This is a genomic window from Candidatus Zixiibacteriota bacterium (assembly GCA_020853795.1).
In the GTDB taxonomy this organism is placed as follows: domain Bacteria; phylum Zixibacteria; class MSB-5A5; order CAIYYT01; family CAIYYT01; genus JADJGC01.
The window spans coordinates 1-19235 of the sequence record JADYYF010000142.1 but is presented as its reverse complement, the minus strand read 5'-3'; the positions used below and the strand labels follow the sequence as shown (position 1 = coordinate 19235).

The window sequence follows — 19235 nt, the reverse complement described above, 5'->3', positions numbered from 1 at the left end:
TAGAAGCTGGTAGCTTTATTGGCGGTAGGGAAGGCCGGGGTTTCACTCTTGACGGAGCAAACGAGCTGATTCATGAACTTCATTAACCCCCTCCTGTTGCTCTTCGCGGCTGCGGCCTCGGTTCCGCTTTTGCTGCATCTGTTCAACAAACAACGCGTCAAGATTGTCGAGTTCTCAACTGTCAAGTATCTACTGTCGCTGCAGAAGACCCGTATGCGGCAGATCAAGATCCGCCAGATTCTCCTTCTGATCCTCCGCACCCTGGCCCTGTTGATGATCGCCCTCGCCTTCGCGCGCCCGACCATCGAAGGCGGTTATCTGCCGGCGCTCGGCGGCAAGACCACCACGACCGCCGTGATTCTGCTCGATATCTCCGGCTCGTGCGCCTCGGAAACCAATTCCGGCAGTTTCTTTGAGCGTGGCATCGAGAAACTCCAGTCGATTCTTGCAAACTTCACCGAGAAGGAGAAAGTCACCGTGCTCGCCTTCGGTTCCGTGATCGAATACGATTCCGGTGAGCCGACCTCCGATTTCGAACACCTCGGCGAGTTTATCAAGACGATCCATCCGGGAAGCGCTGCGGCCGCGCCCGAAGTCGCCTTCGCCCGCGCCACCGAAATTCTCAAATCCGCCACCGACCCGAATCTCGAGATCTACTTGATTAGCGATCTCCAGGGTGATGCCTGGCGCAATTTTGAATTCCAATCGATCCAGGCCGAACGGCTCGACATCAAGCTTTTCATCACTCGCACCTCATTGGCCGGCATCACTAATTCTGCCGTCGAGCAGGTCGTCTTCCCCAATCAGATCATCACCGCCGGCCGCGCCTTTACCGTGCAGGGCGAAGTCGGCAATCTTCAAAGCAAAGAGCCGGCGGAACTGCTGGTCTCGCTCGATGTCAACGACCGCCGCATCGCCCAAACGGACCTGTCGGTCCCGCCGGCCGGTTCCGGCCGCGTCAGCTTCGATTACACGCCGACCGAACCCGGTTTCCTCTACGGTCAGATCGCGATCGATGACGACGATCTCCTCGCCGACAACCGCGCCCACTTCGCCATGCGCATCCCCTCCGGCAGCAAGATCGCTCTGATTGCCGAGGACGACCGCGAGGCCTTCTACATCAAGAGCGCTCTGGCTCCCAGTGAAAGTCAGAGTCTGTCCAAGACGGTTCAGGTAATCGGCCCCTTGCAGGCCGCCACCACGAATCTGCTCGACTACGACGCCGTAATCGTCAATCTCAAATCCGGCGCGCCCCCGCAGGCGCTGGTTTCGACGTTGCGCAACTACCTCAACACCGGCGGTGCCGCGCTCTTCTTGATGCGCCCGGCACTCGACTTCGCCGGCTTCAGCAATGAAGTTACCGAAGCGTTCTTCGGCCTTGAGGTCCTCGAAGCGCCTCCCATCGCGGCCGCCGGAGGCAATTACCTGCTTAACAATTTTGACTACGCCCACCCGCTCTTTTCGCCCTACCGCAGTTTCACCGCCGACAAACGTCCGCAGGCGGAGTTCACCGGACACTTCAAAACCCGTGAGTCCGCTCGATCCACCGTGCTCGCACGTTTCTCCGATAATTCACCTGCCGTCCTCGAAGCCAACGTCGGCAAGGGCAAGGCGCTGCTCTATACCTTCAGCTTTGATGAAGGTTACTCCGATCTCGTCTTCCGCCCGCTCTCGGTCATCATGCTTAATCGCTCCATCGAGTATCTCGTGTCCGAGCCGCTCAATCAGCGCGAAAACCTGATCGCCGGCACCGACATCACCCGCGAACTCGGCCCGCAGACCGCGCGCCAGTTCCAGCTCGTTACACCGGCCGGTGACTCGCTCCAGGTATCCGCCGCCATTCGCGCCGGCGCTGTCGTCTTCAGCCTCGGGCGGCTCCAGCACACCGGAGTCTATCGCATTCTCGGTGACGGTCAGGTTGTTGATGCCTTCGCTGTGAATTTCCCCCCGGCCGAATCCGTCCCCGAATACAGCGAGCCTGAAAGCGTCGGCGCCAAAGTTGCTGGCACCAAAGTGATCGTGCTCGATAATGACGGCAGCCCCACCGAGGCAATTTCCGCCGCCCGCTTCGGCACCGAACTTTGGAAGCTCTTCTTGTTGTTCGGCTTCATCTTCTTGCTGGTGGAAATGGCGGTGGCCTACTCGGCGCGCCAACCGGAGGTAAGTGCTGGTTGATCTATCTCCAACTCTCCGGGATTCACAAAACCTTTAACGAAGACCACCTGCTGCGCGGCATCGACCTCCAGGTCGTCAAGGGTGAAAAATACGGCCTCGTCGGTCCGAACGGCACCGGCAAGACCACAATCATCAAAATCGCCCTCGGACTGCTCCATCCCGATCAGGGCACCGTCATGCTCAACGGCCAGTGCAAGGTCGGCTACGTCTCGCAGGAGGACGAAATCGCCTCCAATTATTCGCTCTTTCTCTCGATGCTCGAGTCCTATGCGGAACTGCTCGAACTCAAGAGTCGCATGGAAGCGCTCGAATCCGTCATCGCCGCCGGCAATCCCTCCGATCTCGAAAAGTACGGCGAACTCCAGCACGAGTGGGAAGTACGCGGCGGCTATACTCTCGACGATACGATCAAGTCGACCTTGCTCGGCCTCGGCTTCAGCGAAAACGACTTCCATCGCCCGATCTCCAGCTTCTCCGGCGGCGAACGCAACCGCGCCGCGCTGGCCAAGGTACTTCTGCGGCAGCCCGACTTGCTCTTCCTCGACGAACCGACCAACCATCTCGACATCGAATCCACCATCTGGCTGGAAAACTACTTGCAGACTTTCGCCGGTGCGCTCATCGTCGTTTCGCACGACCGCGTCTTCCTCGATCACGTCGTCAACAAGATCGTCGAACTCGATCAAGGTCGCCTCGAGCTGTACCACGGCAATTTCACCGCCTATTGCGAGGAACGTGCCGAGCGTCGCCGTCTGCAACTGAAGAAGTATCTCCACCAGCAGGCCGAAATCGCTCGCATCGAGGACTTCATCGTCCGTAACATCGCCGGCCAGAAGACCAAGCAAGCACAATCACGCCGCCTCGCGCTCTCCAAGCTTGAGCGCCTGGCTGCTCCCTCGGCCGATTCCAAGAAGGCCGTCATCCGCATGACCGCCTCGCGCCGCTCGTATCAGTCCATCCTGCGCGTCGAGGACCTCAGCTTCGCCTATGGCGAGCGCGTGCTCTTCGCTGAGGCCACCTTCGAGATCGAGCGCGGCGACAAGGTCGCCCTCATCGGCCGCAACGGCACCGGCAAGACCACGTTGGTCAAGGCGATCCTCGGCGAGATCGAATGCAAAGACGGGAGCATCGAAATCGGGCGCAACGTCGACTACGAGTATTTCGATCAGGAACTGGCGATGCTCAACCCCGAAGAGACCGTGCTCGACACTGTCTGGAACATCCAGCCGCAGTGGGATGCCTTCAAACTCCGCAGCCATCTCGCGCGCTTCCTCTTCTTCGGCGACGATGTCTTCAAACAGGTCAAGCTGCTCTCCGGCGGCGAGAAAAAGAAACTCGCGCTTGCCTGGCTGCTGGCGCTGCCTGCGAATTTCCTCATCCTCGACGAACCGACTAATCACCTCGACATCGGCTCGCGCGAGGTGCTTGAGGAAGCCCTGCGCGAATTCGACGGCACCGTTCTCTTTATCAGCCACGACCGTTTCTTCCTCGAATCAGTCGCTTCGCGCATTCTTGCCCTCGAAGACACCCGCCTGATCGACTTTGACGGCAAGTACTCGCAATACGTCGAACGCAAGAAAGCGCAGTCCTGGGCTACCCCCGACGACGAGAAACTACAGAAGCGCGACTCCTACAAAGAAGAGCGTCGCCAGAAAAACCTCGCCACCTCGCGCAAGCGCCGCATCAAGGAACTCGAAACGGAAATCGCGGTCGTTGAAGCGCACCTTGAGCGCATCCAGGCCGACCTCCTCGATGAACGCTTCGCTGCCGACTGGCAAAAACTCTCCGATCTTGGCGTCCAACAACGACAGACGCAGGAGCAGCTTGATAAATGCTTCTGGGAATACTATCAATTGCTCGATGAAGACAAAACTGCTGATCGTTAACGGCTCGCCGCGTCACGGCAGTTCTACCGAAATCCTCGCCGCCCATTTTGAGAGTGGCTTCCGTTCGGCGCTGCCGGAAGCCGAAGTCGTCAACGTCCGCCTCAATGACCTGAGCATCATCCCGTGCCAGTCCTGCGCCATCGACCCGCGCCCGCTCCTGTGCATCTACAAGGATGACCTCTACCCGGTTCTCGAACATCTGCGCGTCGCCGACTTCGTCCTGATTGCCTCGCCCGTCTACTTCGACGGCGTCTCGGCGCAAACCAAGCTCTTCATCGACCGCTGCAATTGTTTTCGCCCGCCCCGCTTCGAGAAGGGTCGCGCCGTCTTCGACAATGAAGGCATCCTCTCGAGCAAAGGCGCCTATCTCCTCGTCGGCGGCCCGAGGCAGAAATTCGCCCCCGCCGAGCGCACCATCGGCGGCTTCTTCATCTGGTGCGGCATCGCCAAGGTCGGCTCGCTGACCTTCGCCCACGAAGAGGATGTTCTCGGCGCCGTCGCCCGCGACCGCGCCACACTCGACGAAGCCCGCGCCCTTGGTGCCGCCTGCGCCCGCTCGCTCTCCGTTTGAAACCGCTACGGCTTTTTCAGCTCTTCCGCCCAGTTGAGGACCACAATAAACTCTCCGGAAGATGTCTCTGTTCGTGGCGCGTTGATCAGGAAGCGCTGGGCGTCGGGGGTCATGTCCCAACGGAATTGCACGATGTTTGAGATGGCGAAGCGACGATTGAACAACTTCACTGGTCGCCCGGCTTCGAAAGTCGGCCCGGTCGTGTTGACCTCAACCGATTTGAAGTCGAATGTCCGCGTGCAGTAAACCAGTTCCTTGCCATCGGCGCGCCATCTCGCGGTCGTACCGTTGTCGGCAGAAATCTGCCATTTTCCTCCGGCCGGACCCAGATCACGAACGAAAATCTCGCGCTGGCCAGTCTCATTGCTGGAGTATACCAAGTACCGCCCGTTCGGCGAGAGCACTCCATTGCCCTCGTCCGCCGGAGTCTTCACCAGCCACCTTGAATCGGCCGAATCTTGGACGCTGATCTGTTTGATATCAAACGCTGCATCCAACACCGCAACGATGAAGGACTTGCCGTCGGGAGCCCAGCAAGACGGACCGCTGTTCTTATTGCCGGCGGCGAAAACGAGGCGAGCATCGCCGATGCCATTGCCCTGGCGCTCGGAGATGGCATAGACACCCTTGCTGTTCTGTGCATAAAGGATACGACTGCCATCGGGCGACCAGATCGGCCAGATCTCATCCTCATCTTCAAAGGTCAGTCGAGATGACACACCCCGCTTGAGATCACGAATCCAGATGTCGCTCTTGAGGCTGCGCGGATCACCCATGCCGTACGCCAAACGCAATCCGTCCGGTGACAGCGCAATGTCCTGAAAATCAGCAGCATCGCCTTCGGTACCCATTTCGGCTCCGCGACGATCAAACCAGGTCAAGACGTTGTTGGCGTTGTTCGACGGACCGGTCCGATAGACCAGCGTTCCTGCCGCCGACGCCCCGAAGTGCGCCAGTTCGTCGCGGAAAGAGATGTTCTCCGCGATCGGAACCGCCTCGCCCTCGAGTGCCAGTGCTTCCAGGTCGATTTTGGTCGAATACAAGACGCCATCGCGGCTGTGAAGGAGCTGGCCGTCGCGCGTCACCTCCACCCGACTGAAGACGCGTCCGATCTCCTGATCGACGGCGCCGTCGAGACTGGCGACATGCAGCGACTGTCCGCCGCGCGTCTGCGACAGGGAATCGCCGCAGGCCAGATATAGAAAATGCTCACCGTCTGGTAAAAAACACGGCCAGGCGTGATACATCTCGCCGCGCGTGCGTCTGATCGTCGTTGCCGCAACGGCTGTTCCGCCGGATGCCGATACGCGCCGGATCGAGTCGTTATTGCTGCCATCAAACAGGATGACTCCGGCCGCACCCCAGGAACCGTCAGCGCCGTTATTGACCTCACAGATCAACTGCGCCGGGCCGCCTTGCGCTGGGCTCTTTTTCAACTGGTTTCCGACAAAGTAGGCCAATGACTTGCTGTCCGGCGACCAAAACGGTCGACCGGCATTCTCCGTGCCCGGCAGGCTGTACGATGTCAGAGAATGGAGAGCGCGCACATAGATCTTGACTACCGTAGTTGAGTCGCGCCCGAGAAAAGCAATCATTGATCCGTCCGGCGAAAGGCGCGGCCACATTATTGTCGTGAGACCCTCCGGCACCGGCACTGTGAATCGCATCACCGCCGCTTCCGGCCGGGGCTGAGAAAAATGAACAAACGCCAATATCGCCAGCGCGAGTGTCGCCAACGTCGCCAGCACCCAGCCTAGATGCAGCTGTCGCTTGCGCCGCAGTGCCACCGGTGTCGGCAATCCAATTTGCGAGCCGCCTTCGCTTATCCACTGCAACGTGCGCTTTAGATCTCCCGCTGACTGCCAGCGCTGATCTGGATCCTTCGCCAGGCATTGCTTGATCGCGCGCTCCAACATCGGTGGTGTCAGCGGCTGCAATTCCGCTAGCCCGCGCGGCTCCTTCGTCAGAATCGCCGCAATCAGGCTGGCCTGGCTCGAGGCCTGAAATGCCCGCTGCCCGGTCGCCGTCTCGTAGAGCACCGCCCCGAAGGCAAAGATGTCGCTGCGCTTGTCCACTTCCTTGCCCTCGAGTTGCTCCGGCGCCATATACTGAATCGTACCGATGATCGTGCCTTCGCCCGTCAGCGGCGTCGAACGCGTGATCCCGCTGACTCCTTCTACCACGCCGTCATGCACCTGAAGCTTGGCCAGTCCGAAATCGAGCAACTTCGCGCCGTTCTTGGTGATGATGATATTCTGCGGCTTGAGATCCCGATGTACTAACCCCTGCCGATGCGCTTGCTCCAGCGCGTCGGCAATCTGGACCCCGTAGCGCAGCAGCTCGTCCAGCCCCAGCGGGCCTTGCTTGAGTCGCTCCGTCAATGTCTGTCCCTCGAGATATTCAAGCACCAGGTAGTCGGTGCCGTTCTCGCGACCGATGTCATAGAGCGTGCAGATGTGAGGGTGATTCAGGCTCGAAATCGCCTTAGCTTCGCGCTCAAACCGCGAGCGCAGGGCAGTGTTGCCGGCGTACAACGCGGGCAGTACCTTGATCGCAACCGTGCGATCCAGGCGTGTGTCGTGAGCTTTGAAGACCTCGCCCATCCCGCCGGCGCCGGCGCGGTCGACGATCTTGTAGGGTCCGAGCATCTGTCCGGGTGCGAGGGACATGGTCGCTTCATCCTTCAGCTTCAGGGTGTGTGGGTTTGTGCACGTAGAGTCGAGTTGTCCGGCAATAATAGACTTCAGGAATCCAAATAGCAAGCGAATGTTTCCGAAGCTCTTACGGCTGCGCCGCGTGCGGGCGCGAACCTCCGATCGGAGATCTGCGCCCTCCAATAAGTCCATTTCCGCGGCAAAATTTCGTTTTGAATCTTACCCAAACGGCGCTAATATACGTACTTATTTTCGAATTTTCGTTTACTCCTGGAAAGGTAGGAGAACCTTGGATATTAAAGAAATTCTACAACAAGTTGAGACCTACGATAAGGTCGGAAAGTACATTACCGACCGCGATAAACCCCTGAAAGACTACGCCGGTCTGTCTGCCAAGGACCTGGAATGGATCTTCGATACCATGATCAAGTCCCGGCGTATCCTGATCGAGGAGAAGCTCCTCACCCGCCGCGGCGAATGCTATTTCTTCATCGGCTCCTCCGGCAAGGAACTGCTCGACGCCTGTACCGGCTTCCTCCTGCGTCAGGACGACCCGTTTTTCGGCTACTATCGCAATATGACCATTGACTTAACCCGCGGCATCGATATCCGCCAGAAGATGCTCGAGGCAATCGGCGATCCCCGGTCCTCCTCGACCGGCGGCATGATCCAGCATCACCACGCCGCGCACGCCAAGGAATCGATCCTGCCCCAGGCCTCACCGACCGGCGCCCATGCGCTCGAAGCCGCCGGTTTGGGCGAAGCGATTAAGAATCCGACGCCGATCTCCCAGCAGGCGCGCTATCCCGGCGGCCGCTGGCCCAAAGATGCCGTCGTCTACACCGCCATCGGCGAGGGCTCAACCTCGGAAGCCGAATTTGCCCGGGCGGTCTTCTACTCGGTCTTCGACAAGACCCGCAATATCTTCTCGATCTATAATTGCGGCTGGGCGATCTCCGTCTCCGTCGAAGAGCAGTTCCCTGATGGCGACCCGACCTCGCCCTTCGAGGGCTACCAGCGCTTCGGCCTCAAGATCGATCACTTCGACGGCACCGAGATCAAGGAAGTGCTCAAGCACCAGAAAGAAAACATCGAATATGCCCGCTCCGGGAAAGGCCCGGTGCTGTCCAATATCCGCGTCGTCCGCGAGGAAAGCCACTCCGGCTCCGACGACCAGTCTTTCTACATGGCGCTGGCCGAACAGAAGTGGCACTATACCAACGACCCAATCCTCAAAGCGGCCAAGGTGCTGATCGAAGATGGTGTCCTCACCGCCGATCAGATCAAGGGCATGTACGAGAAGTACGACGCCGAGGTCTCCAAAATCTCCGCCGAAGTCGTCGCCGACCGTCAGCACAAGACCCGCGACTTCGTCATGAGCTTGGTCACCGATTACGCCTACGATAAGGCTAAAGCCCGCTGGCAGAAGTATGTCAATGCCTACAAGGGCGACCGCAAGAAAGAATACAAGAAATACCACGAGATGGGCGCGCGCCCGTCGCCGGAATTGCCCGAGACCCTCGGCCCGATGACGCTTCGCCGTGCCATAAACTACGCTCTCTTCGACACGTTCTTAATCACTCCCGATGTGATTCTCTTCGGTGAGGACGTTGCGGACTTCTCCGGCAAGATGAAGTTCAACACCGAAGAGCAGAAGATCCTCAAGGGTAAGGGTGGTGTCTTCCTGGTTTCGCAAGGACTCCAACGCGCCTTTGGTATTCATCGTGTCTTCAACACACCGCTGGATGAAGCCGGTATTCTCGGCAAAGCCTCCGGCCACGCCTATCAAGGTCGCAAGGCGCTGCCGGAAGTCCAGTTTATTGACTATATGTCGCCCGCCTACCAGCATCTGAAAGACCGCATCTGCACGCTCCATCAGCGCTCGAAAAAGCAGGAGCATGCCGATATGGTCATTCGCTGCTCCTACGGCGGATACAAGCAGGGCGCCGGCTCGTTCTGGCATTCCGAGGCCAACCTCGGCACTTTCCTGAACATCCCCGGTCTCCACGTCGTCTGTCCGTCGAACGCCGAGGATGCCGTTGGTCTCTTCCGCACCGCCGTCGGCTGCACCGATCCGGTGCTCTTCTGCGAAGCCGTCGCGCTCTACAACCGCCGCGACTGGGATGGCATCGTCATTGAGCGGCCTTATCCGGCCCTCGATTTCACGATTCCGTTCGGTCAGGCCAAGGTCTACCGCGACCAGGATTCCGATCTGGCGATCATCTCCTATGGCATCACGCTGCCGATGTGCCTCAAGGCCGCCGAGTTGCTCGCCGAGAAGGGAATCAACGCCCGCGTCATCGACCTGCGTACCCTCAAGCCGATCGATGAAGAGTCCATCCGCCAGGCCGCCAAGGACTGCGGCCGTGTGCTGATCGTCTCCGAAGATCGCTTCCCGGGTGGCGCCGGTCCGACAATCTCCGCCGTGATCACAACCTCCGATGCGATGGGTTATCTCGATGCGCCGATCGGCATGATCACGCCGCCGGATGCCCGTATCGCCTACGGTCCCGACGGCGACCGCGCCTGCCTGCCGCAGCTCGACCAAATCATGGCCGAAGCCGAGCGCTTGGTGAAATGGTAAGCTGACCGGTGCGCCGGCATCCAAGCCGACTACGCAAGAAGGGCACGCCACCGCGTGCCCTTCACATTTAAGCTCGTCTGAAATTGAATCGCGCCCCCTACAGCCCCAAGAACAGCACTTCCGTCTCGAAATAGTACCGATTTTCAATCAGCGCCGCCGTTCCGACCTCTTCCGATGTATACAGCCGGAATTCATTCACCCGGACCGTCCACCACAGACTGCGATAGAACCGCGTCTGCGTCCCCACGTGCAGACTTGGATACAGACTGCGATCATCTACCGGCCGCGCCGTCGTCACCGGCCCGGTATCGAGATAGCGCAAAGTCACCCCCGCCGTCCCGTGAAAGATCGGCGTCAATTTCGCCGCGATGTCTACCGTAAATGCCGCGGTCGTGATGTTCTCAACATCCAACAACGAGAAATCCAACGGCACAAAATCGGTATCCTTGCGCGTCAGCCGGTTCGGATACCCCGCCACTTCCACTGCACCGTACAGTACTGCATTCGAACTCAGCAAATGGCTGCCGTCGAGATAGAAATTCCACTTCGGCACCATCGACTCCAACGTCTGCGTCCGATACGACGGCACCGCCAGCGATGGATACTCCCACCGGCCGGCGCCGGTGTACTGATAGTCCACCAGATTGAAATAGACCGAAGCGCCCGCGCGCACATAGTCTCCCGTTGAAAACGTCTTCTTCACGATCACCCGCGGTGCGCCGCTGTAGATGTATTCCTTCACTTCCGAAGTATCCCGGTAATTCGATCCCGCGGGCGGATCCGGCGCCGCAAATTTCGTGTAATGTCGCCGAAACTCTGCGCCCACGATCAGATCGAGGTTGCTTTCGGTGCGATGCAGAACATCAACGGTTCCCGTGAAATGCTCTCCGACATTCGCCGGCAGCGCAAACTGCGAATCCGCAGGTTGCGATCCCGACGGCTGCAGCGCAAACACATAAGCATACGGGTAATTCGAGAAGGTTCCCGCGACCGCCGCCGTCCAGCCCGGCTTGAAGGTCCACGCAAACGCGGTTCGCACTTCAACACGGTTGGGCTCGGACGTCAAGAACGCCTTCCGCGTCTCACGATCTTCATCTTCGCCGTAAACCGCCCACACCGATCCAAATGTTGTTTTCCCCAGATGCGAATAGACATCCAGCTTGAAATTGTCGCTGGAATAATCAACTCCCTGATAGAACGAATACCCATATCGCGCCGACGCCGCTCCCGCGAGCGGATTCAAATCGTTATCGTGCCGGCCCTTGCCATAGCTGAACGCCACGTGCAGCTTGTCCAAATCGGCCAGATACACCGGACTCCGTCGCTGAATCTCGTAAGGCCACGAATTCGACATCCCCACCACGGACGGCAGCGTCGAAAGACTGATTTCCGGCCACGGCCGCAACTTCCGTTGCGCCACGGCCGCGTCGGTAGCGATCAAACCCAGTAACAACGAAGCAATTAACAGGATCGATATGGTTCTGCTCATACTTGTCCTTTCTACCGGTACTGACGCACAAGCTCGAGCACTTGCTTAAAATCATCCGGCAAATCCACGGCGAAGTCAACCGATTTTCCCGTCGCCGGGTGCACAAATTCCAGCCGCTTGGCGTGTAACATCTGCCGCTGCGCCATCTCCAACAGCCGCGTTGCGAAGCCGCGATGTCGTGCCTCGATACCGGTCAACCGATTCTCCCGCCCGCCGTACTCCGGATCTCCAAATACCGGATGCCCCGACTCCTTTAAATGTGTGCGGATCTGATGCGTCCGTCCGGTCTCCAGGTGCACCCGGATCAGACTGAACAGCTCGAATTCCTCGATCATCGCATAATGCGTGATCGCCTCCCGCGGTTTCGGACTCCCCGAGGTCATCACTCGCCGATCTGCCCGCGACCGCCCGATTGCCATGTCGATCGTCCCCTCCGGCTCGCGGAACTTCCCCCAAATCAGCGCCCAGTATTCGCGCCGCAACGTCCGCTCCATCAACTGCTGTGCCAATTTGCGCTGGATCTCGTCGTTTTTCGCCACCACCATCAACCCGCTCGTATTCTTGTCCAGCCGGTGTACCAGCCCCGGAAACCCTTTCGCATACCCGCTTGAAAGCTGCGTGAAATGATGCAGCAGCGCATTGGCCAGCGTCCCCGTTTCGTTGCCTGGCGCCGGATGCGTCACCAGTCCCGCCGGCTTGTTGACTACCGCCAGATCGTCGTCTTCAAAGACGATATCCAACGCGATCGCCTCCGCCGCAAACTCGATCCGCTTTTCGTCCGGCTTGTCGATCGCGATTTCTTCGCCGCCGTTCACCTGGAACGACACGCGCACCCACTGCCCGTTCATCGTGATCCGCTTCTCGCCGAACAACCGCTTGATCTGCGTGCGCGACAGCCCGAGGTTCGCCTGCGCCAGATACAGGTCGAGGCGTTGCGGCTCAGACAGCCGCGGAATCGTTAACTGGATTAAGCTCACAATGCTTCTTGCGGGAATCGAAAATCAGTGCGACCACGAGCAGTACCATCCCGACCGTGATCGCCGAGTCGGCAACGTTGAACACCGGCCAGCGATCGAGCGCATAGCCCGGGAAGTTGATGAACAGAATCTTGCCGGAGGGAATCGCAATATCGGGGAAATCGAAATCAATAAAGTCGATCACCGAGCCGAACTGCAGGCGGTCGGTCAAATTGCCCAGCGCGCCCCCCAGGACCAGCGCCAGCGCCAGGTCAAGCTTGCGGTTCTTGCCGGCGTCGCGGTAAATCACCGTCACCACGATGATCATCACCAGTACCGAGGCGAAGGTGTAGAAATACGAAGTCCCCAGCCGCGTTGAAAACGCGCCCCCCTCGTTAAACACCAGCGTCAGTCGCAGCAAATCGTCCCACACCGGAGTGCTGGTCACCGCGCTCAAGTGCTTCAGCGCAATCTGCTTGGTGATTTGATCGATGACAAAGATGAGGCCGGAGAGGGAAGCGAGCCCGAAAAGATAGCGGTTGGTGTTCGTCCAGCGTAGCGAATCAGACCAGGACATGCGGCTTAGTGGCGCGGAATCGTCCGCGCCGCCTTCTCTTCCTCTTCGCGCGATTTGCAGTCGATACAGTACCGCGCGTGCGGCACCGCTTGCAGCCGCGCGACTGAGATCTGCTTGCCGCACTTCAGGCACTTGCCGAAGGTGTTGTCCTTGATCCGGCGCAGCGCCTCGTCGATGTGATACAACAGCCGCCCCGTCTTCGACGCCAGCATGAAGGCCTTCTCGCGCTCCTCGGCGTCAGTCCCCTGGTCGGCCATGTGGAAGGAGTAACTCGAATGATCGCCCGTTGCTTCCTTCGTCGTCGTCGACAGCGACATGTCCTTGAACGACTCCATATCCTTCAGCAACTCGTCGCGGCGCGCCAACAACTGCTTTTCGAATTTCTCTAGGTCGCGTTTACGCATGATCTCGTTCCGGATTCGTCCGTTGGCGTTCGGGTTGATTGCTCTTCAAGTAACGGCCGGCGCGTCAATTCGACAATCAAAAACTATCGCTTCACCGCCAGCTTCGCCGGCTCGCCGTTGATATCCCACTCGCGGATAACGCCGTCACTCGGCTCGGCAAAAGTGATATGCGTCGCCAGCGTTTCTTGTTTGATATATTCCAGGTGCTTTCCGGCCGCTGCCGCCACCCGCGCCGTCCCGTTGATCGTCACCGTGATCGTGTCGGTCACGTTGAAATCGGCGTCCTTGCGCATATTCTGGATCTTGTTCACCAACTCGCGGGCAAACCCCTCGTCCCGCAACTCCTCGGTGATCTCCGTCGTCAGCGCCACCGTGTAGCCGCCGTCCGCCGCTACCGCATACCCGTTCTTGCCTGCCAGCCGCACCTGGATTTCGTCGTTCGTCAGCGTGAAGACCCGCCCGTCCGCCGTCACCTTGAGTTCCTTCAGGACCAGAAACTTCTTGATCTCAGCCTCGGTGAGCTGGCCCAACTCCGCCTGAACACTCTTGAGCGCACCCCCGACCTTCGGTCCCAACTCCTTGAAGTTCGGCAGTAGCGTGTACTCGGCCACTTCGGTCGTATCCGTCAGGAAACTCACCTTCTTGACGTTGATCTCTTCCGCGATCACCGGCAACAGCGGTTGCACGTTCGCCTCGGCCACGCCCGCCGGCATCTTCACTTTCATCTCCGCCAACGGTTGCCGCACCTTGATTTGCACGGTATTGCGCGCCGCCCGTCCCAGTGACACCAGTTTGATCGCCGCCTCCATCCGCTCTTCCAACGCCGCGTCGATCCGGGTCGCATCGTATTTCGGAAATGCCTGGTGATGAACGGAGGCTCCGTCTCCCAGTTCGCGATACAGCCGCTCTGTCAGAAACGGCGTCGTCGGCGCCGCCAGCAGGCAGACATTCACCAGCGCCTCGTACAGCTCCAGGTAAGCGCGGAACTTGTCCGGTGTATCGCCCGACGCCCAGTACCGGCGCCGGCAGCGGCGCACATACCAGTTCGACAATTCGTCGAGCACAAATTCCTCAATCGCCCGGCACCCGCGCGTCAAATCGTAGGCGTCCATCGCCTCGGTTACCGTCTTCTTGACCGACTCTAACCGCGACTGTAACCAGCGGTCGATCTCCGTCGGCGCGCCGGCAGACTGCGCCAAAAACTTCTGCAGGTTGCCGCCGGCTTCCTTCGCCGCGCGCTCCTTGAGGTCATCGATATTCGCGTAGATCGCAAAGAAGGCGTACGTATTCCGCAGCGTGTCGAGGAACTTCCGTTCCGTCTCCGCTACGCCCTCGGTGTCAAACCGCGTCAACTGCGACGGGTGGCTCACCGTCAGCAAATACCACCGCAACGCGTCCGCTCCGTGTTTGCCGACCACCTCGAACGGATCGATCGTGTTCTTCAAGTGCTTCGACATCTTTTTCCCCTTCTTGTCGAGCACAAACCCGATCACCGCCACGTTCTTGTACGCCGGCTTGTCGAACAGCAACGTGCTGATCGCCAGCAGGGAATAGAACCACCCGCGCGTCTGATCCGTCGCTTCCGAAATGAAGTCCGCCGGGAAGTGGGCTTCGAACGTCTCCTGGTTCTCGAACGGATAGTGATACTGCGCGTAGGGCATCGCGCCGGAGTCAAACCACACGTCGATCACCTCCGGTTCGCGTACCAGCTTCCCGCCGCACTCGCACTTCAGCTCCAGTTCGTCGACGTGCGGCTTGTGCAGATCCAACTCCGCCGGCGCATTCGGCGCCAGTTGCCGCAGCATCGCCACCGACTCCACCGCCGTCACCTTCTCGCACGACTGGCACACCCACAAATTCAGCGGCGTGCCCCAGTAGCGCTCGCGCGACAGCGCCCAATCGACGTTGTTCGCCAGCCACTCGCCCATTCGCCCGCTGCCCATCTCTGCCGGCACCCAGTTGATTTCCGCGTTGCGCGCCAGCAGCCGCTCCTTGTTCTCCGAGGTCTTGATGTACCACGACCGCCGCGCGTAGTAAATCAGCGGCGAGTGGCAACGCCAGCAGAAGGGATACGAGTGTTCGTAAATCTCCTTCTTGTACAGTACGCCGCGCTTCTCCAGATCCTTGATGATGATTGGATCGGCGTCCTTGATGAACTTGCCGGCGTAGTCGGTCACCTCCGCCGGAAATGTCCCGTCCGGCTCGACCGCCTGGATCACCGGCAACCCGTATTTCACCCCGACCGAATAGTCATCCGCGCCGAACGCCGGCGCCATGTGTACGATCCCGGTGCCGTCTTCCAGCGTCACGAAATCGGCCAGCGTCACATAGTAAATCTTGTCGTACTTCTTTTCAAAGTAGCTGAAGAACGGTTTGTACCGCTTGTGCTCCAGGGTCTTGCCCTTGAACCGCTCCAGCACTTCCACTTCGTGCCCGCCGAACACCTTCGCCACCAGCGCTTCCGCCAGGATCAGCTTCTCGTCGCCGTGCTTGACTTTGACATACTCCGCCTCCGGCGCCACCGCCAGCGCAACGTTCGAAATCAGCGTCCACGGCGTCGTCGTCCAGACCAGAAACTTCGTCCCCGGCTCTTCGGCCAATTCCGCGCGCACGAAAATCGATGGATCCTTGATATCTTCGTACCCCTGCGCCACCTCGTGCGAGGACAGTCCCGTCCCGCAGCGCGGGCAGTAGGGCAGAATCTTGTGCCCCTTGTACATCAGTCCGCGCTTGTAGAACTGCGCCAGAATCCACCACACCGACTCGATGTAGTAATTCTCGCAGGTGATGTATGGCTTGTCCAGATCGAGCCAGTACCCGATCCGCCGCGTCAGATTGTCCCAATCCGCCTTATATTTGAACACCGACTCACGGCACTTCTTGTTGAATTCCGCGATGCCGTACTTCTCGACGTCGCTCTTGTTCTTCAGGCCGAGTTGCTTCTCGACTTCGATCTCCACCGGCAGCCCGTGCGTGTCCCAGCCCGCCTTGCGCTCGACCAGGTAGCCCTGCATCTGCTTGTAGCGACAGACCATGTCCTTGATGGCGCGCGTGATCACATGGTGAATTCCCGGGAAACCGTTTGCCGTCGGCGGTCCCTCGTAAAACGTGAACCGCGGCGCGCCCTTATGCAGCCGCAAACCCGCGTGGAATGTATCCGCCGCATCCCAGTATTTCAGGATCTCTTCTTCGAGCTTGGCCAAAGACAAAGTGGTCTTTAATTCGTCGAACTTCAAAGCTTCATCCTTTCGACCACGTTCGCAATCATCTCCGTCATCAGCGGCTCCGTCTTGTTCGCCGCCGCCAGGATCTTTTCGTGGCTGCACGGATGCAGATCGTCCGGCAGTCCCATATCCGTCACAATCGACACCCCCAGCACTCTCGTGCCTTGATGTCGCGCCACCAGCACCTCCGGTACCGTCGACATGCCGACGAGGTCGGCCGTCATCGCCCGCAGCATCCGGTACTCCGCTGCCGTCTCCAGGTTCGGCCCCGTAACCGCCGCATACACGCCGCGCATCACTCGATACCCCAAATCGATTGCCGTCCGTTCTGCCAGGTCGACCAACTCCTTATCGTAGCAGTTGTACATATCGGGAAACCGCGGTCCCAGCCGCTCGTCGTTATGTCCGATCAGCGGATTCTGTGCCTGGAAATTGATATGGTCGGTGATCAGCACCATTTCGCCGACGCGAAACTGCGGATTCAACCCGCCCGCCGCATTGCAGACGATCAGCACCTTGATCCCGAGCTGCTTCATCACCCGCACCGGGAACGTCACCTGCTCCATGTTGTAGCCTTCGTAGAAATGGAACCGGCCCTGCATCGCCACCACCGACTTGCCCTTCAGCTTCCCAAAGATCAGCCGCCCGGCATGCCCTTCCACTGTCGACACCGCAAAATGCGGAATCTGCTGGTAATCCACCGCTGTTTCGCGCTCGATCTTTTCGCCCAGCCGCCCCAGACCGGTGCCGAGGATAATTCCGACCTCCGGCGTGGCCTTCGTCGTGGTGCGAATGAAATTCGTCGCTTCAACAATCTTATCGTAGAGCTGCATCGCCTATTCCTGTTCCGACCGGCTCATGTCGGCGCTGATCTGCTGCACCTGTGTTGCCACCTCAGCCAGATTTTCCGCACCGGTCTTCTCGTCGAGCAATTTCTGATGGGCTTCAATCAGCGATTTCAATTCCGCCGTGAACCGCACCTTCTGCATTTTTAATGACGCCAGCTCGAAGCGCATGGTTTCGACTTCCTTGTGCGCCTGCTGCCTCAATTCCGTACACGCCGCCTCCGTCTCGCGAATCTGCACTTCCGCCGCGCGGTCGGCCGTCCGCCTGCGCTCTTCCGCCGCCTGCTGCGCCGTCACCAGCGCCTCTTTCAGCGACTTCTCCAGGTTCTGAAACGTCGCCAGCTTGTCCTCCAGCGACAATACCTGCCGCTGCAGGTCGCTGTTCACATTGATCAAGCGCTCGATCTCACCGGCGGCCTCGTTGATCAGGGCATCCACATCAAGCGGACTGTACCCGCGCATCTTCTTCTCGAATGTGGCATTGCGCAAATCCACCGGCGTAATCGCCATCGCTCAGTTCCTTTCTCCAAACAGCGCGCGCCCGATCCGTATCATCGTCGCGCCTTCCGCCACGGCCAATTCCCAATCGTCCGACATTCCCATCGACAACTCGTTGAACGCCGTCGCCGTAGGATATTCCGACTTGATTCGCTCCAGCAATTCTCGCAGTTCCCGGAACGCCCCCCGCACCGGTGATTCCTCATCCACAAACGGCGCGATCGTCATCAGCCCCTGCAAGCGCACATTCTTCAATTCCAGCGCCTGCCCGAGCACCTCGCTCGTCGCCTCCACCGCCAGTCCAAACTTCTGCGTCTCGCGGCTCGTGTTCACTTCGAGCATGATTGGCATCACTTTACCGAGTCGCTCAGCTTCCTTGTCGATTGCCTGCGCCAGCTTGAGCGAGTCCACCGACTGGATCGTATCGAACAGCTCGACCGCCGCCTTCGCCTTGTTGCTCTGCAGGTGGCCGATCATGTGCAGAGTAAATTCGCGCTTGGCCTCGCCATATTTGGCCTGCGCTTCCTGCACCTTATTCTCGCCGATCTGCCGCATTCCGGCGCTGACCGCGGCCAACACATCCGCCAGCGGCTTCGTCTTGGCGACCGCAATCACGTCGATTTCGGCCGGATTGCGCCCGCACCGGCCGGCAACCGCCGCCAGCCGCTCCCAAAACTGCCGGCAATTGCGGCTGATATCGTTGCCGCCGTCCATACTAATACAGCATTATACGCCCGCTCTCCCCGCCGCGCAACGAAAACCTTCCCCCCGCTGCCGGCGCGGCTTCAACCGTTCCCCGCCGCAACAAAAAAGGGACAAGCCTCGCAGCCTGTCCCTCAAGTCCATGCCTTCGACTGCGATCAATAATACGGATTCACTCCCGCCTCATGATCCGTCACATCGACGATATCCACAATCTGCGGGATCCGCTCGCGAATCATCCGCTCGATCCCGTAACGCAGCGTCATCGAGGAGGACGCGCACCCCTGGCACCCACCGCTCATCCGCATATAAATCCGCCCCTCCTTGACATCAACCACATCCACAAACCCGCCGTGCGAGGCGATCGCCGGATTGATCTGCTCTTCCAGCATCTCTGTCACGATCTTGCGAATCTCATCATCCGGCGGTATCGGCTGCTTCAGGTTCTCCGCCATCAGCGGCTTGCCCGAAGATATCGCCGCGCGAATCGTCTTGCCGACCTCGCGTCCCAGCACCTGCCAGTCCTCGTCGGAATCCTTCGAAATCGTCAGGCTGTCGCCCGTGACGAACACCTCGCGAATTCCCTTCAGCGCAAACAACGCCTCCAGCAGCGGCGAGCCTTCCGCCATTTCTCGCGTCTTGCAGTCGTACGCGCCTCCCGGAAACACCG

The 19235-nt window shown here is 59.4% G+C and carries 14 protein-coding genes; 4 read left to right on the top strand and 10 right to left on the bottom strand.

All coding sequences use genetic code 11. The features are described from left to right. Positions 1–72: 72 nt before the first annotated feature. Genes IT585_11345 through IT585_11335 form a run of 3 tightly spaced genes read left to right on the top strand, consistent with a single transcriptional unit; the run spans position 73 to position 4632 of the window. Positions 73–2175: a BatA domain-containing protein gene (locus tag IT585_11345; protein ID MCC6963836.1), complete on the top strand. Its 2103-nt coding sequence runs from the start codon at positions 73–75 to the stop codon at positions 2173–2175. After that, on the top strand, positions 2172–4061 hold the full coding sequence (locus tag IT585_11340; GenBank protein ID MCC6963835.1) for an ABC-F family ATP-binding cassette domain-containing protein: 1890 nt from the start codon (positions 2172–2174) through the stop codon (positions 4059–4061). Before IT585_11345 ends, IT585_11340 begins: the two co-directional genes overlap by 4 nt. Next, positions 4036–4632 carry a flavodoxin family protein gene (locus IT585_11335; protein MCC6963834.1) on the top strand — a complete coding sequence of 199 codons (597 nt, stop codon included), beginning with the start codon at positions 4036–4038 and terminating at the stop codon, positions 4630–4632. The genes IT585_11340 and IT585_11335 overlap by 26 nt, the downstream gene beginning before the upstream one ends. A 5-nt stretch (positions 4633–4637) precedes the next feature. On the opposite strand, the gene IT585_11330 is transcribed toward IT585_11335, so the two are convergent. After that, complete coding sequence (locus IT585_11330; protein MCC6963833.1) at positions 4638–7301, bottom strand: protein kinase; 2664 nt, start codon at positions 7299–7301, stop codon at positions 4638–4640. A gap of 274 nt (positions 7302–7575) precedes the next feature. Between IT585_11330 and IT585_11325 the strand changes: the two genes are divergently transcribed. Beyond that, positions 7576–9870 carry a hypothetical protein gene (locus IT585_11325; GenBank protein ID MCC6963832.1) on the top strand — a complete coding sequence of 765 codons (2295 nt, stop codon included), beginning with the start codon at positions 7576–7578 and terminating at the stop codon, positions 9868–9870. 97 nt (positions 9871–9967) lie between these two features. On the opposite strand, the gene IT585_11320 is transcribed toward IT585_11325, so the two are convergent. The 9 genes from IT585_11320 to IT585_11280 form a co-directional block, all read right to left on the bottom strand. Beyond that, positions 9968–11359, bottom strand: a complete 1392-nt coding sequence (locus IT585_11320) for a hypothetical protein (protein ID MCC6963831.1) — start codon at positions 11357–11359, stop codon at positions 9968–9970. Between the two features lie 11 nt (positions 11360–11370). Next, positions 11371–12339, bottom strand: coding sequence for an RluA family pseudouridine synthase (locus IT585_11315; GenBank protein MCC6963830.1), 969 nt, complete (start codon positions 12337–12339; stop codon positions 11371–11373). Continuing rightward, entirely contained in the window at positions 12299–12892 is a 594-nt protein-coding gene (gene lspA, locus IT585_11310; GenBank protein ID MCC6963829.1) for a signal peptidase II, read from the bottom strand. Before lspA ends, IT585_11315 begins: the two co-directional genes overlap by 41 nt. Positions 12893–12897: 5 nt before the next feature. After that, positions 12898–13296: a TraR/DksA C4-type zinc finger protein gene (locus IT585_11305; GenBank protein ID MCC6963828.1), complete on the bottom strand. Its 399-nt coding sequence runs from the start codon at positions 13294–13296 to the stop codon at positions 12898–12900. A gap of 83 nt (positions 13297–13379) precedes the next feature. Continuing rightward, on the bottom strand, positions 13380–16532 hold the full coding sequence (locus IT585_11300; protein MCC6963827.1) for an isoleucine--tRNA ligase: 3153 nt from the start codon (positions 16530–16532) through the stop codon (positions 13380–13382). Next, entirely contained in the window at positions 16529–17353 is an 825-nt protein-coding gene (locus IT585_11295) for a purine-nucleoside phosphorylase (protein ID MCC6963826.1), read from the bottom strand. Before IT585_11295 ends, IT585_11300 begins: the two co-directional genes overlap by 4 nt. A 3-nt stretch (positions 17354–17356) precedes the next feature. Further along, a complete protein-coding gene (locus IT585_11290) occupies positions 17357–17875 on the bottom strand; it encodes a DivIVA domain-containing protein (protein ID MCC6963825.1) in 519 nt (172 codons plus the stop codon). A gap of 3 nt (positions 17876–17878) precedes the next feature. Continuing rightward, positions 17879–18577 carry a YggS family pyridoxal phosphate-dependent enzyme gene (locus tag IT585_11285; protein ID MCC6963824.1) on the bottom strand — a complete coding sequence of 233 codons (699 nt, stop codon included), beginning with the start codon at positions 18575–18577 and terminating at the stop codon, positions 17879–17881. Positions 18578–18723: 146 nt separating this feature from the next. Beyond that, a partial coding sequence (locus IT585_11280; GenBank protein ID MCC6963823.1) for a NifU family protein occupies positions 18724–19235 on the bottom strand: 512 nt, incomplete at its 5' end.